General features: G+C 71.7%; 13 protein-coding genes and 2 tRNA genes. 7 read left to right on the top strand and 8 right to left on the bottom strand.

Features of this window, described 5'->3' with window-relative positions; all coding sequences use genetic code 11:
• Positions 1-11: 11 nt before the first annotated feature.
• From AB0J55_RS14815 to AB0J55_RS14800, 4 genes are all read right to left on the bottom strand, one after another.
• Positions 12-83 (bottom strand) — tRNA-OTHER (locus AB0J55_RS14815).
• A gap of 9 nt (positions 84-92) precedes the next feature.
• Positions 93-164 (bottom strand) — tRNA-Pro (locus tag AB0J55_RS14810).
• Between the two features lie 56 nt (positions 165-220).
• Positions 221-1,156, bottom strand: a complete 936-nt coding sequence (locus AB0J55_RS14805; protein WP_364247976.1) for a sugar kinase — start codon at positions 1,154-1,156, stop codon at positions 221-223.
• A complete protein-coding gene (locus AB0J55_RS14800) occupies positions 1,153-1,803 on the bottom strand; it encodes a class II aldolase/adducin family protein (RefSeq protein ID WP_364247974.1) in 651 nt (216 codons plus the stop codon). Before AB0J55_RS14800 ends, AB0J55_RS14805 begins: the two co-directional genes overlap by 4 nt.
• 54 nt (positions 1,804-1,857) lie before the next feature.
• On the opposite strand from AB0J55_RS14800, the gene AB0J55_RS14795 reads away from it, so the two are divergent.
• On the top strand, positions 1,858-2,466 hold the full coding sequence (locus AB0J55_RS14795; RefSeq protein ID WP_364247972.1) for a TetR/AcrR family transcriptional regulator: 609 nt from the start codon (positions 1,858-1,860) through the stop codon (positions 2,464-2,466).
• Here the strand turns inward: AB0J55_RS14795 and AB0J55_RS14790 are convergent.
• The 3 genes from AB0J55_RS14790 to AB0J55_RS14780 are packed head-to-tail and all read right to left on the bottom strand — an operon-like array spanning position 2,420 to position 3,801.
• A complete protein-coding gene (locus AB0J55_RS14790; RefSeq protein WP_364247970.1) occupies positions 2,420-3,295 on the bottom strand; it encodes a class I SAM-dependent methyltransferase in 876 nt (291 codons plus the stop codon). The two genes, AB0J55_RS14795 and AB0J55_RS14790, sit on opposite strands and share 47 nt — an antisense overlap.
• Position 3,296: 1 nt before the next feature.
• Positions 3,297-3,641, bottom strand: coding sequence for a VOC family protein (locus tag AB0J55_RS14785; RefSeq protein ID WP_364247968.1), 345 nt, complete (start codon positions 3,639-3,641; stop codon positions 3,297-3,299).
• A gap of 1 nt (position 3,642) precedes the next feature.
• A complete protein-coding gene (locus tag AB0J55_RS14780) occupies positions 3,643-3,801 on the bottom strand; it encodes an Arc family DNA-binding protein (RefSeq protein WP_364247966.1) in 159 nt (52 codons plus the stop codon).
• A 137-nt stretch (positions 3,802-3,938) separates the two neighbouring features.
• Between AB0J55_RS14780 and AB0J55_RS14775 the strand changes: the two genes are divergently transcribed.
• Positions 3,939-5,813 (top strand): ricin-type beta-trefoil lectin domain protein, encoded by a 1,875-nt coding sequence (locus AB0J55_RS14775; protein ID WP_364247964.1) that lies wholly within the window; start codon positions 3,939-3,941, stop codon positions 5,811-5,813.
• Here AB0J55_RS14775 and AB0J55_RS14770 read toward each other — a convergent pair.
• Positions 5,810-6,841, bottom strand: coding sequence for a LacI family DNA-binding transcriptional regulator (locus AB0J55_RS14770; protein WP_364247962.1), 1,032 nt, complete (start codon positions 6,839-6,841; stop codon positions 5,810-5,812). The two genes, AB0J55_RS14775 and AB0J55_RS14770, sit on opposite strands and share 4 nt — an antisense overlap.
• Positions 6,842-7,018: 177 nt before the next feature.
• On the opposite strand from AB0J55_RS14770, the gene AB0J55_RS14765 reads away from it, so the two are divergent.
• From AB0J55_RS14765 to AB0J55_RS14745, 5 genes are all read left to right on the top strand, one after another.
• Positions 7,019-8,326, top strand: coding sequence for a sugar ABC transporter substrate-binding protein (locus AB0J55_RS14765; RefSeq protein WP_364247960.1), 1,308 nt, complete (start codon positions 7,019-7,021; stop codon positions 8,324-8,326).
• A 2-nt stretch (positions 8,327-8,328) separates the two neighbouring features.
• Positions 8,329-9,240, top strand: coding sequence for a sugar ABC transporter permease (locus tag AB0J55_RS14760; protein ID WP_364247958.1), 912 nt, complete (start codon positions 8,329-8,331; stop codon positions 9,238-9,240).
• The gene (locus AB0J55_RS14755; protein WP_364247956.1) at positions 9,237-10,040 is read left to right on the top strand and encodes a carbohydrate ABC transporter permease; all 804 of its coding nucleotides are present in this window, start codon (positions 9,237-9,239) and stop codon (positions 10,038-10,040) included. Before AB0J55_RS14760 ends, AB0J55_RS14755 begins: the two co-directional genes overlap by 4 nt.
• A gap of 16 nt (positions 10,041-10,056) precedes the next feature.
• Positions 10,057-11,946, top strand: coding sequence for a beta-L-arabinofuranosidase domain-containing protein (locus tag AB0J55_RS14750; RefSeq protein WP_364247954.1), 1,890 nt, complete (start codon positions 10,057-10,059; stop codon positions 11,944-11,946).
• Between the two features lie 108 nt (positions 11,947-12,054).
• Positions 12,055-13,146 carry an RICIN domain-containing protein gene (locus tag AB0J55_RS14745; protein WP_364247952.1) on the top strand — a complete coding sequence of 364 codons (1,092 nt, stop codon included), beginning with the start codon at positions 12,055-12,057 and terminating at the stop codon, positions 13,144-13,146.
• Positions 13,147-13,157: the final 11 nt, after the last annotated feature.

The raw sequence follows: 13,157 nt of genomic DNA, 5'->3' as shown, positions 1-13,157 counted from the left end.
TGAAGAACGAGACTTGGAGGCAGGGTTCGAACCTGCGCCTTCCCGGAGACAGCCGGGTGTTCTGCCTGCTGAACTACTCCAAGCTGCGGGGGACATGGAGGCGGGACTCGAACCCGCGCCCTCCCGGTCCCGAGCCGGGCGATCCGCCGCTGATCCACTCCATGCGATTTCCCGCGGCCCCAGGGTAATCCGCCGCGGGGGAGCGGCGCGACCGGGTTTTTCAGGCGAGCACCGGCGTGGCCGCGGCGAACGCGTCCGCGGCCGCCAGGTCGAATTCGCCGTGGTCGCTGCCGAGGCCCTGCGCCACCAGGCCCGCCGCCGCGCAGCCGAGCACGGCGGCGTCCCGGAGGGACCGGCCCAGCCCGCGGCCGCGGAGGAAACCCGCCGAAAACGCGTCGCCGCAGCCGGTCGTGTCGACCACCGGGACCGCGAACGCCGGCACGGCGATCGTCTCCTCCGCCGTCACCACCAGGGCGCCGCGCGCTTCCCGCGTGACCGCGACGCAGCCGACACCGCGGGCGAGCAGCGCCCGGGCGCCCTCTTCGAGTGTGGCGGCGCCGGTCAGGCCGAGCACCTGCTCCTCGTTGGGCAGCAGGTAGTCCAAAGAGGACAGCGCGGGCGCCAGCCAGGCGAGCACCCCGGGGTCGCCGGGGGCGAGCAGGTCGGCGGAGGTGACCACGCCGGCCGCGCGCGCCGGCCTGAGGATTTCCGCCGCCTTCTCGCCGCCCATCAGCTCCGGGCCGCCCAGGTGCAGGTGGGTCGCGCGAGCGATCTCCGCGTGCGGAGCGTCCGACGGCTCGTAGGTCAGGTTCGCGCCCGGCACGTGGAAGGCGGGCCGGCTGCCGTCGGAGCGGATCGGCAGCACCGACGCCGACGTCTGGACGCCCTCGCGGCGCAGCACCAGACCCGTGTCGACGCCGTGGCGGGCGAGCATCGCCAGCAGCAGGTCGCCGACCGGATCGGCGCCGACGGCACCCGCCGTGCGGACCGCCGCGCCCAGCTTGGCCAGCGTGACCGCGGTGCCGGCCGCGGTGCCCGCCGGCCCGAAGCTGATCTGCTCCACCAAAGCCGCGCCCTGGCCCGCCGGGATCGCGTCGACCGGCCGGACCTGCACGTCGAACACGTGCGCTCCCAGGGTGACCACCGTCTGCGTCATCGGCCGTACCCCCGGCGCACGGCCGCGGCGACGACGGCTTCCTGCTGCTCGGGGTCCAGCGCCCGCGGCGCGCCCAGCGTCGCGGCCCGGACGTACAGCCCGCACGCCCATTCCAGCAGCAGGGCGTTGTCGACCGCCGCTTCGAGCGTCGGGCCGTGGGTGACCGCGCCGTGGTTGGCCAGCAGCGCGGCGGACTTGCCCTCCAGCGCCGTGAGAGTCTCGGCGGCCAGCTCCGTGGACCCGAAGACCGCGAACGGCGCGACCCGGATCGCGCCGCCCAGGGCGAGCTGCTGGTAGTGCACGCACGGCAGTTCGTCCAGCACCAGGGACACCGCGGTCGCCTGCGGCGCGTGGGTGTGCACCACCGCGCCCGCGCCGTAGCGCCGGTAGACCCCCAGGTGCAGTTCCAGTTCCGAGGTCGGGGCGCGATCACCGGCGACGACGGTGCCGCCGGAGTCGACGACGACCACGTCGTCGGCCGTGGCCCGGCCCAGCACCACCCCGGTCGCGGTCACCGCCACGTGCTCGCCCACCCGGACGCTCACGTTCCCCGCGCTCCCGATGAGCAGGCCTTCGCCCGCGAGGCCGTGACAGGCCCTTGCCACCGACCGCCGTGCCTCGTCGAGCGCTGAACTCGCGGTTGCCATGCGCCGAGGCTAGAATAAACCCGAAACAAAGTCACGTTCAGGTTTGGGGAACGGATGACCGAGGGCCGGCTGCGCCGCGTACCGCGCCAGGCGCGTTCGCGCGAGAAGCTGGCCAGGGTGCTCGCGGCCGCCGACCGCCTGCTCGCCGAGGGCGGTGTCGAAGCACTGACGACGACCCGGGTCGCCGCCGAGGCCGGTGTCTCGGTGGGGGCGCTGTACCAGTACCTGCCGGACCGCGACGCCATCACCGAGGCCCTCGCCGAGCTCTACCTCGGCCGTCTCGAAAACCTGATGGACTCGTTCGCCGAGCAGGCGGCGGGGGAGCCCTGGGCCGACCCCGTCGGCCTCCTCGTCGACGCCTTCGCGGGCCTGTACCGCGCGGAACCCGGGTTCCGCGCGCTGTGGTCCGGCCGCGGCCTCACCGACGGCACCCGGGAAGCCGACCGCGCGCACAAGCGCGTGATGGCGACCGGGGTGCACCGCGTCCTCGTCGCGCAGCACCTCCTGCGCGACGACTACGAGGCCGCGGTGGCGTGCCGGACGGCGTTCCTCGCCGCGGACGCGGTGATCCAGGAGGTGTTCCGCGGCGACGGTGCCCCCGAGCTCCTGGAACCGGTCAAGACGATGCTGCGGGCCTACCTGGCCCACCTTCCCCGGCCGTAGCGACGAGGAACTCCTCACCGGGCGCCACGCGGAGCCCGTCGGCCCGGTCCGAGAAGTAGCGTTCGTCCAGCTCGGCGGCCGGCACGTGGACAGGGTCGCGGAAGCCGGCGTCCCGGGCCATCGCCAGCAGTTCCGCGGGCGCGAAGGTGCTGACGAACGGCGTGCCCGCCGCCCGGGCCCGGTCCGCTGTGGCGCGCAGCCGCGCACGGTCGCCCTCGTCGAGCAGCTCGGGCGGCAGCAGGAACGTCATGGCCAAAGTGGACCCCGGGGCGAAGGCGGCGATCCGGCGCAGCGTGGCCGCGTTCGCCTCCTTCGTGAGGTACATGCTGACGCCGGTGGAAGCGACCACCGCCGGCTCGTCCGGCGCGAAACCCGCGTCCGCGAGCCGCTCCCACCACGACGTCGTCTCGAAGTCGACCGGCACCAGGTGCAGCCAGTCCGGGACGCCGAGGCCGAGTTCGTCCAGGCGCGCGCGTTTCCACTCCTGCGGCCCCGGCTGGTCCACTTCGAACACACGCAGCCGGGCCGCGAGGTCCGGACGGCGCTGCGCGAAAGTGTCGAGCCCGGCCCCGAGGATCACGTACTGGCCGACACCCCGGGCGGCCTGCTCGGCGACCAGGTCTTCGACGAACCGGGCTCGCGCCACCATGCCGGCCCGGTAGCGCCCGGCGGCCGCCGGGTCCATGTCGTCGCGGTTCCGCCAGTCCGCTCCCGGATCGGCCAGCCGCAGCCCGAGTTCGTCCGCGAACACGTGCGGCGGCGGATCGACCTCGACGTGCAGTGCTCGCCACAGGGCGGTCCGCACCGCCGTGCTGTCCGGCGCGGCCACCTCAGGCCTTCCCGGGCGCCGACAGCGTCCACTTCCGCCCGTCGGGGTCGCGGACGGTCATTTCCCTGGTGCCGTAATGGGTTTCCTCGAACGGCGTGACGACCTCGACGATGTCGTCGGCGCGGAAGGTGTCCGAGTCCGGGACCTTGAACACGACCTGCGTCCGCGGCTCCTGGCTCTCGGGGACTTCGGCGATGAACAGCCAGGGGCTGTCGCCGTTGCGCAGCTGCCCGGAGTTGTGGTCGGTCGCGAAGTCGATTTCGTAGCCCAGCGCCTGGAAGAACTTCGCCGCCTTGCCCCAGTTGTGCGTCTCCAGGTAGATCGCCTCGACGCCGTCGGTCGTCATGTCAGTGCTCCTCTTCGGGTTCGGTTTCGAGGTAGGCGCGCAGCGCGTCGGCGACGAGCGCCGAGAGCGACCGCCCGGTCTCGACGGCCCGGTGCTTGACCTGCCGGATCAGGCCGATCGGCAGGTACACGTTGAACTGCTTGACGTCGTCATCGCCCACGCATCGAGGCTAGCATGCTAGCAAGCTAGTTCGGCAAGTCCCGCCGTCCGCCCCTTGACGCGGCCCGATCGGACGTCAACAATCCAGGCGACATTGTTAGCGCTAACAATCCACGACGACGAAGTCGGAGCGATGCCATGAAGCTGCGCCACGCACTGTCCGCGCTCCTGTTGCTCGCCGGCGTCGTCCCGGGAGCGGGGGTGGCCGCGGCCGCCGCCGAAGTGGCCGTCCCGCCCCCGGCCATGGGCTGGGCGTCGTGGAACACCTTCGCCGCCAAGATCGACTACGCCACGATCAAGGCCCAAGCCGACGCGCTCGTCTCCGCCGGGCTGAAGGACGCCGGCTACCGCTACGTCAACATCGACGAAGGCTGGTGGCAGGGCACCCGCGACAGCGCCGGGAACATCACCGTGGACACCGCCGAGTGGCCCGGCGGCATGGCGGCGATCGCCGATTACCTGCACAGCAAGGGGTTGCAGGCCGGGATCTACACCGACGCCGGCCGCGACGGCTGCGGCTACTACTTCCCGACCGGGCGGCCGGCCGCGCCCGGGAGCGGCAGCGAAGGCCACTACCTGCAGGACATGCTGCAGTTCCAGCGCTGGGGCTTCGACTTCGTCAAGGTCGACTGGTGCGGCGGTGACGCGGAGGGCCTCGACCCGCAGAGCACCTACCGCGCGATCAGCGACGCCAACCGCGCCGCGACCGCGCAGACCGGGCGGGCGCTGACGCTGTCGATCTGCAACTGGGGCAAGAAGAACCCGTGGAACTGGGGCGCCGGCACCGGCGCGATGTGGCGCACCAGCAACGACATCATCTTCTACGGCCAGACCGCCAACCTCGGCCAGGTGCTGACCAACTTCGACCAGGCGCAGCACCCGGTTTCGCAGCACACCGGGTACGTCAACGACCCGGACATGCTGACCGTCGGCATGCCGGGCCTCACCGACGCGCAGGCGCGCACGGAGATGAGCCTGTGGTCGGTCTCGGGTGCGCCCTTGCTGGCGGGCAACAACCTGGCGACGATGAGCGCGGCGACGAAAGCGATCCTGGCGAACCGGGAGGTCATCGCCGTCGACCAGGACCCCCGTGGCCTGCAGGGCGTCAAGGTGGCCGAGGACGCCGCCGGACTCCAGGTCTACTCGAAAGTCCTCAGTGGATCCGGGCAGCGGGCGGTGGTGCTGCTCAACCGGACGTCCTCGACCGCGACGATGTCCGTGCGGTGGGCCGACCTCGGCCTGACCACCGCCCCGGCCAAGGTGCGCAACGTCTGGGCCGCCGCCGACAAAGGCAGCTTCGCCACCGGCTACAGCGTCGATGTCCCAGCAGGTGACTCCGTGCTGCTGACCGTCCAGGGCACGGACGCCGCGGCCACGCACGGCACGACGATCACCGCGGGCGCCACCGGCCTGGCTGTCGCGACCTTCACCTACAACGCGGCCACCACGCAGACCCCGGCCCTCGCGGTGAACGGCCAGCAGCCGACCGTCGTCGCCTTCCCGGCGACCGGGGGAGCGGCCGGCACCGTCTCGGCGGTGGTCTCACTGGGCAAGGGGACGAACTCCCTGACGTTCTCGGGCACCGCACCGCAGATCACCGACGTCGCCGTGCTGCCGCTCCCGGGCACCGCCGGTGTCGAGGTGGTCGGCACGCAGTCGGGCCGCTGTGCCGACGTGAACGACAACGGCATCGCCAACGGCATCCAGGCCCAGCTGTGGGACTGTGCCGCGGGCCCGAACCAGACCTGGGTGCCGGCCCGCGGCCAGCTCGTCGTCAACGGCACCAAGTGCCTCGACGCCTACGACAGCGGGACGGCCAACGGCACCGCGGTGGTCGTCTGGGACTGCAACGGCCAGCGCAACCAGCAGTGGACGTTCACCGCGAACGGGACCATCACGAACGCGGTGTCCGGGCTGTGCTTGGACGCCAGCGGCGCGGCCACCGCGAACGGCACGAAGCTCATCCTCTGGGCCTGCAGCGGCGGCGCCAACCAGCAGTGGACCCGGCGCTAGGCCGTCGAGTCCCGGATCACCAGCCGGCACGGCCGGGTGTGCCGGCCGGGGGAGGGCTCGCCGTTGATCGCCGCCAGCAGCATGCCGGCGGCGGTCCGGCCGAGCGCCTCCAGCTCCATGTCGACGCTGGTCAGCGGCGGCTGGCAGCCCAGCGCCATGACGTCCCAGTTGTCGAAGCCGACCAGGGCGACGTCGCCGGGCACGCGGCGGCCGGCCGCCTGCAGCGCGTCGGCGGCGCCGCGGGCGATCTGGTCGCTGCCGCAGAACACGGCGTCGAACGGGGTGCCGGTGCCGAGCAGCATCCGCACCGCCTGCCGGCCCCACGCCTCGCTCCACTCGCCGAACATCGGTGCTGCGGCCGGGTCCAGCCCCGCCTCGGCGAGCCGTTCGACGGCGGCGGACGCGCGCACGGTCGCCGAGTGGTGCCGCTCGGGGCCGGTGAGGTGGGCGATGCGCCGCCGTCCGGTGGCCAGGAGGTGCTCGACGGCCTTGCGCGCGCCACCCGCCTCGTCCGGGACGACGGAACAGTCGTGCGGGTCGGTCGAGCTGATGAACGCGTAGACGACCGGGATCGGCAGGTCCGCGCCGATCGGTGGCCGGGCCTGGGTCCGGCGGCCGGTGACGATGATGCCGTCGACCCGGCGGGACAGCAGCGTCCGCAGGTAGTACTGCTCGCGGATCGGGTCGTCGCGGGCGTCGCAGAGGAACACCGACATCTCGCCGGCGCCGAGGGCGTCCTCGGCGCCCATCATCAGCGGGATGCTGAACCGGCCGATCGTGTCGGTGGTGATCATGCCGACGGTGTAGGTGCGCCCGGAGTTGAGGCTCACGGCCGCCCGGTTGGGCTGGAACCCCAGCTGCTCGGCCGCCGACAGCACCCGCTGCCGGGTTTCCGCGCGGAGCGACCCGCGGCCGTTGAGCGCCTTGGACGCCGTGCCGACGGAGACGCCGGCCAGCAGCGCGACCTCGCTGATCGTGGCCGGCTTGGCGGGCGCGCCGGGAGTTTCCGAAAGTTTCCGCGGGGGCATGGTGGCACAGTACCTCCGCCCGGGCCGGGTACCCAAGGTGACCCGAGTGCTACTACGGCAAACGGCCCTTGACGGGCTGCGGGAACGGCCCTAGCTTGAGTCGGCAACCGGTTTCTGAAATTTTCCCGGTTGCTTCTCCGGCACCGTAGGCGGCGGCCTCCCGATAGGAGAGAGTCGATGACTTCGCACATCCGGTCCAGGGCACGGTGGGGGCGTGCCGCAGCCGCCGTCGCCGGCGTGCTGGTCCTCGCGGCCTGCCAGAGCGGCCCGCCGGGGGCGGCGGCGGGGGACACCGCGAGCGTGGACGACGGCACCACGATCACCATGTGGACCCGCTCGCCGACGGCGACCTTCAGCCAGACGCTGATCGACGCCTACAACGCGAGCCACAAGAACAAGGTGAAGCTGACCGTCTTCCCGGCCGACTCCTACCAGCAGAAGGTCGGCACCGCCGCGGGCGCGAAGCAGCTGCCGGACCTCCTCGCGGCCGACGTCGTCTACGCGCCCAACTACGCGGCCAAGGGCCTGTTCCTCGACCTCACCGCGCGCGTGACGCAGCTGCCGTTCAGCGGCAGCCTCGCCGCGGCGCACATGAAGGCGGCCACCGCCGGCGGCAAGCACTACGCCGTGCCGCACGACATCGACCTGTCCGCGGTGTTCTACAACAAGGTCCTGTTCACCCGCGCCGGTCTCGACCCGGAGAAGCCACCGTCCACTTTGGAGGATATCGCCGCCGACGCGCGCAAGATCGCCGCGCTCGGCGGGGACACCAAGGGCTACTTCTTCGGCGGCGCCTGCCCGGGCTGCCAGCTGTTCACCAGCTGGCCGATGATCTGGGCGTCGGGCGGCACTGTGCTCAACGAGCAGGGCACCGCGGCCACCCTCGACAGCCCCCAGGCGGGTCAGGTCTACTCCTGGCTGCGGCAGCTCTACACCGACGGCGTCGTGCCGGCGTCGGCGAAGAACGAGTCCGGGCCCACCTGGACGCAGTCCTTCCTCGACGGCAGGATCGGCATCCAGCCGATGGGCGCCACCGCGTTGCAGGGCATGAAGGAAGGGCCGGGCCTGCAGGTCGGCGTGGCCCCGATCCCCGGGCTGAAGGGCGGCAGCTCGTCGTTCGTCGGCGGGGACGTGCTCGGCATCGGCAGCAACAGCACGCACGCCGCGGCCGCGTGGGACTTCATCGCCTGGACACTGTCCGACCAGGCGCAGGTCGACGTCGTCGCGAAGAGCAAGAACATCACTGTCCGGTCCGACCTCGCGGACAACACCTACGCCAAGCAGGATCCCCGGCTGGGGGTGTTCAACCGGCTCGCGAGCCAAGGCCAGACGCCGATCTCGGTCAACTTCGGCAAGACGTTCAACGACACGAACGGGCCGTGGACGTCGACGGTGATCGACGCGGTCTTCGGCGGCGGCGACGTCGGAGCGACCCTGAAGCAGCACAACGCGGCCGTCACCGAATCGCTGTCCGGCGGCAGCTGACCATGGTCTCCCTCCTGTCCCCACGGGTGCCGGCGCCGGCACCCCGCCGCCGCGGCTCGATCGCCCGCGGGCGGCGCCGGCTCGGGATCGCCTACGCGGCCCCGATGGCCGTGCTGGTCGCCGTCTTCTTCGTCATCCCGCTCGGGTTGATGCTGTGGATGTCGGTCAGCCACTGGCCGCTGGTCGGCGCGTCCTACCCCAACGGCGTGCGGAACTACGGCGCGCTGAGCGACCCGCTGTTCCTGCGCGCGGTCTGGTTCACGCTGAAGTACACGCTGATGACGACCATCGTGCTCAGTCTCGTGGCGTTCGGGCTGGCGCTGCTGGTGCAGCACGACCGTCGTGGCACCGGCTTCGCCCGCACGGTCTTCTTCCTGCCCAGCGCTGTCGGCCTGGCGTCGACGAGCCTGCTGTTCTACGGGCTGTTCAACACCGACTCGTCGGCCCTCAACCACCTGGTGGACTTCCTCGGCCTGGGCCGGGTGGACTGGCTCGGCTCGGGTGGCAGCGCGCTCGGCTCGACGGTCGGGATGATCACCTGGCGGTTCGCCGGGTTCTACATGCTCATCCTGATGACCGGCCTGCAGGGCATCGATCCGGCGCTGTACGAGGCCGCCCGCATCGACGGCGCGAACCGGTGGCAAATCCTGTGGCGGGTCACGCTGCCGCTGCTGCGGCCGACGCTGGCCCTGGCGATGGTGCTGTCCCTGACCGGCTCGCTGCTGGCGTTCGACCAGTTCTTCATCCTCACCGGTGGCCGGCACGACACCGCCACGGTCGTCATCGACATCTACCGCGAAGCGTTCCTGTCCCAGGACCTCGGGCGCGCGGCCGCGGTTTCGGTGGCCACGCTCGCCGTGCTGATCGTCCTCAACGTCGCCCAGCTGCGGCTGATCCGCCGGGAGGGGAAGTGAACCGGCTCCGGGCCGCGGGCCTGCACGTCACGAGCGCCGCCCTGGCGGTGCTGTTCCTGCTGCCGCTGCTGTGGACGCTCTACTCGTCGCTGACCGGGCGGGAAGCAGGGGACTCCGGCACCGACAACTACCGGCGGCTCGCCGACTACGGCAGCGGCCTCGGCACCTACCTGGTCAACACGACCGTCGTCGCGCTGGTCGCGGTGACCGTCACGGTGCTGGCGACCACGCTCGGCGGCTACGCGATGGCCCGGCTCGCCTTCCCCGGGCGCACCCTGCTGTTCCTGGTCACCCTGGCCATCCTGATGGTGCCCTACACGACGATCCTGGTCCCGCTCTACATCCTGCTCGGCTGGCTCGGGCTGCAGAACTCGCTGCTCGGCCTCGGCCTGGTGATGGCCGTGCTGCAGCTGCCCTTCGGCCTGTTCATGATGCGCAACTCCTTCGAAGCACTGCCGGTGGAACTCGAGGAGGCGGCGCTGATCGACGGCTGCTCGATCGGCGGCGCGCTGCGGCGGGTGCTGCTGCGCGGGGTGCTGCCCGGCGTCGTCACCGTCGCGCTGTTTTCGTTCCTGGCGGCGTGGAACGAGTTCGTCGCCCCGCTGATCTTCCTCACCGACGGCGAGAAGTTCACCCTGCCGGTCGCGCTGTTCAACCTCCAGTCCGGCAGCCTCGGCTCGGTCGACTTCGGGGCTCTGCAAGCGGGAGTGGTGGTCTCCGCCCTGCCGTGCGTGGCGGTCTTCCTCGTCCTGCAACGGTACTACGTCCGCGGCTTCACCTCGGGAGCCCTCAAGGGCTGAGACAGGGAGCACTTCGATGACCGAACGCATCCTCGGGCCCGTCCACCCCACGTCCGCCGCGAGATCGGCGCTGCGGCCGCTCTTCCTCGGCGCGGTCGCCTTCGCCCCGGGCAGCCTCTTCGGTGACTGGCAGGAGCGCAACGCGAGCCGGACGCTGCCGCACTGCGTCGAGCAGCTCGACGCGGCGGGCGCGCTGGACAACCTCCGCCGCGTCACGGGCGAGGTCGACAGCGAGCACCGGAACATGTGGTTCGCCGACTCCGACGTCTACAAGACCCTCGAAGCGGCGGCCTGGCAGCTCGGGCGGGACCCGGGTGACGCCGAGCTGCGTGCCTTCCTCGACACGACCGCGGCGCTGGTGGCCAAGGCCCAGGAGGACGACGGCTACCTGAACTCGTACTTCACCGTGGACAAGCCGGAGCTGAAGTGGCGGGAACTGCACTGGAGTCACGAGCTGTACTGCGCGGGCCACCTGATCCAGGCGGCCGTCGCCGCCGCCCGGGCCGGGGTGGGCGCCCAGCTGGTCACCGTCGCCCGGCGCTTCGCGGACCTGATCGTCGAGCGGTTCGGCGACGTCGACGGTGTTGATGACGTCGACGGGCACCCGGAGATCGAGACGGCCCTGGTGGAGCTGTACCGGGTGACCGGGCACCGGCCGTACCTGGACCAGGCGGCCCGCTTCCTCGAGCTGCGCGGGCGCGGGCTGCTCGACGGCGAGCGGTTCGGCTCGCGCTACCTGCAGGACCACGAGCCGGTCCGGACCGCGGACGAGGTCGCCGGGCACGTCGTCCGCCAGCTCTACCTGCTGGCGGGTGTCGTCGACGTCGCCGTCGAGACCCGGGACGACTCGCTGCTGGACGCCGCTCGCCGGCTGTGGGCCGACGCGTTCGGCGCCAAGACCTACCTCACCGGCGCGCAGGGCTCCCGCCACCGCGACGAGGCGTTCGGCGACCCGTACGAGCTGCCGCCCGACCGGGCGTACGGCGAGACCTGCGCCGCGATCGCGAGCTTCCAGTGGAACTGGCGGATGCTGCTGGCGACCGGCGAAAGCCACTACGCGGACGAGATGGAACGCGCGCTGTACAACGCGATCGCCGGGTCGACCGCGCTCGACGGCACGCACTTCTTCTACTCCAACCCGCTGCACCTGCGGACCGGCCACGACGGCTCGCACGAGGACGCGCCGTCGCAGCGCCTGCCGTGGTACTCGTGCGCCTGCTGCCCGCCCAACCTGGCCCGGCTGGTCGCGTCCCTGTCCGGCTACGTGGCGACCACCGACTCCGGCGGCCTGCAGGTCCACCTGTACGCCGCCGGGTCGATCCAGACCACTGTGGACGGTGTGGACGTCCGCGTCGAAACGCGCACGGAGTACCCGTGGGACGGCCGGGTCGAGCTGACCGTGACCACCCGGGCCCCGCTGATGCTGGCCCTGCGGATCCCCGGCTGGGCCGAAGGCGCCCTGGTCGACGGCGCGCCCGCCGAGGTCCGCGACGGGTACGCCGAGGTGCGGCGGGACTGGACCGGCGGGGCGACGGTGACGCTCGACCTGCCGATGCCCGCCCGGATCGTCCGGCCGCACCCGCGGATCGACGCCGTGCGCGGCTGCGTCGCGGTGACGCGCGGGCCCCTGGTCTACTGCCTGGAGCAAGCCGACCTGCCCGGCGGCGTCACCCTCGAAGACGTGCGGATCGATCCGGCCGCGCCGCTTTCCCCGGCCTCGCCGGAAACCGTGCCCGTCGCCCTCACGGCCGCCGGCTGCGTCGAAGTCCCCGCGTCGGCCGAGCTCTACGGCCCCGGAACCAGCGTCACCGGCGAGCCGCTCGACCTCACCATGATCCCGTACTTCCTCTGGGGCAACCGGGAACCGGGCCCGATGCGGGTCTGGCTCCCGCTCGCCCTCACCTGACGGTCGTGAGTGGGAGGCGAGTTCTCACTCGCCTTCCCGCTCACGAGCACGGGAGCGCATCCGGCCGTCATTGTTAACGCTAACAAAACCGAAGATTGCGAGGACCCGATGACGCGTCCTTTGGTATTCCGGCTGGCCGCCGCCGTCGTCCTGTGCCTGCTGGCCGGGCTGCTCCCGGTGGCTACCGCGCAGGCGGCGACCGCGTTCACCAGCACGGTGGTCAACGCCTCGAGCGGCCAGTGCGCCACCGTGCCCAACGGCACCAGTGCCGTGCAGCTGACCCTGTCCGACTGCGACTCCGGCGCCGGCCAGTCGTTCCGGTTCACCCCGGTGTCCGGTGACGTCTACTCCATCAGCACCTTCACCGCCGGCAGTTGTGTGGACATCTCCGGAGCGTCCACTTCGGACAACGCCGCGGTCATCCAGTACGCCTGCCATTCCGGCACGAACCAGCAGTTCCGCCTGCAGGCTACGGGAAGCGCTTTCACGCTGGTCGCGGTCGGCTCGGGCAAGTGCGTCACCCCGGCGGGCACGGTGCTGGTCCAGCTGTCCTGCACCGCGGCGGGGTCGTGGCGGCTGCCCGGCTACTCCTCCGGCGGCGACCCGCAGGTCCCGCCGGAGAAGACCGTGCGGGTGTGGCTCCTGCGGCCGTCCGACGTGCCCTACGACCAGCGCTACCCGGACGGCATCGCGAACGTCATGCGGGAAGCGCAGCGGTACTACCGGCAGGAGCTGGGCAAGACGTTCCGGCTCACCGACCCCGTGGTCCAGGTGGTCACCGGCGAGCACGTGAAGAGCTGGTACGAGAACACGCCCAACGGCGGCGACCGCTACTGGTGGGCCGTGTTCAACATGCAGCAGGAGCTGGTGCGCCGGTTCGGCGTCCGGGACGGGGACAGCCGGTGGATCAACGTCGGCGAGGTCATCGCCGAAGGCCAGGGCGCGGGCGGCGGTGGCGGCAACGGCTGGGTGATCCTCTGCCAGCACGACGCCGACGGCGCGGCGGGCCTCAACGGCCCGATGAACCGCTGGTACGGCGGCATGGTGCACGAACTCGGCCACGCCTTCGGCCTGCCGGACTCCACCTCGACCGACGGGACGCCGATGTCGGCGTCGTTCTACGACTACCCGAACACGCACTTCAGCCAGAGTCAGAAGACCGCGATCTTCAACGGCCCGTACGGCTCCTTCCTCTTCTGAACGGGAGAACC

This window comes from Amycolatopsis sp. NPDC049688, from assembly GCF_040674975.1.
In the GTDB taxonomy this organism is placed as follows: domain Bacteria; phylum Actinomycetota; class Actinomycetes; order Mycobacteriales; family Pseudonocardiaceae; genus Amycolatopsis.
The sequence above is the reverse complement of the archived record's forward strand: the minus strand, read 5'-3'. Positions and strand labels throughout refer to the sequence as shown.

What these genes read in the sequence shown, in the direction of transcription:
- AB0J55_RS14805 (WP_364247976.1), bottom strand. Translation starts at nt 1,156, where the DNA reads ATGACGCAGACGGTGGTCACCCTGGGAGCGCACGTGTTCGACGTGCAG.
- AB0J55_RS14800 (WP_364247974.1), bottom strand. Translation starts at nt 1,803, where the DNA reads ATGGCAACCGCGAGTTCAGCGCTCGACGAGGCACGGCGGTCGGTGGCA.
- AB0J55_RS14795 (WP_364247972.1), top strand. Translation starts at nt 1,858, where the DNA reads ATGACCGAGGGCCGGCTGCGCCGCGTACCGCGCCAGGCGCGTTCGCGC.
- AB0J55_RS14785 (WP_364247968.1), bottom strand. Translation starts at nt 3,641, where the DNA reads ATGACGACCGACGGCGTCGAGGCGATCTACCTGGAGACGCACAACTGG.
- AB0J55_RS14775 (WP_364247964.1), top strand. Translation starts at nt 3,939, where the DNA reads ATGAAGCTGCGCCACGCACTGTCCGCGCTCCTGTTGCTCGCCGGCGTC.
- AB0J55_RS14770 (WP_364247962.1), bottom strand. Translation starts at nt 6,841, where the DNA reads ATGCCCCCGCGGAAACTTTCGGAAACTCCCGGCGCGCCCGCCAAGCCG.
- AB0J55_RS14765 (WP_364247960.1), top strand. Translation starts at nt 7,019, where the DNA reads ATGACTTCGCACATCCGGTCCAGGGCACGGTGGGGGCGTGCCGCAGCC.
- AB0J55_RS14760 (WP_364247958.1), top strand. Translation starts at nt 8,329, where the DNA reads ATGGTCTCCCTCCTGTCCCCACGGGTGCCGGCGCCGGCACCCCGCCGC.
- AB0J55_RS14750 (WP_364247954.1), top strand. Translation starts at nt 10,057, where the DNA reads ATGACCGAACGCATCCTCGGGCCCGTCCACCCCACGTCCGCCGCGAGA.
- AB0J55_RS14745 (WP_364247952.1), top strand. Translation starts at nt 12,055, where the DNA reads ATGACGCGTCCTTTGGTATTCCGGCTGGCCGCCGCCGTCGTCCTGTGC.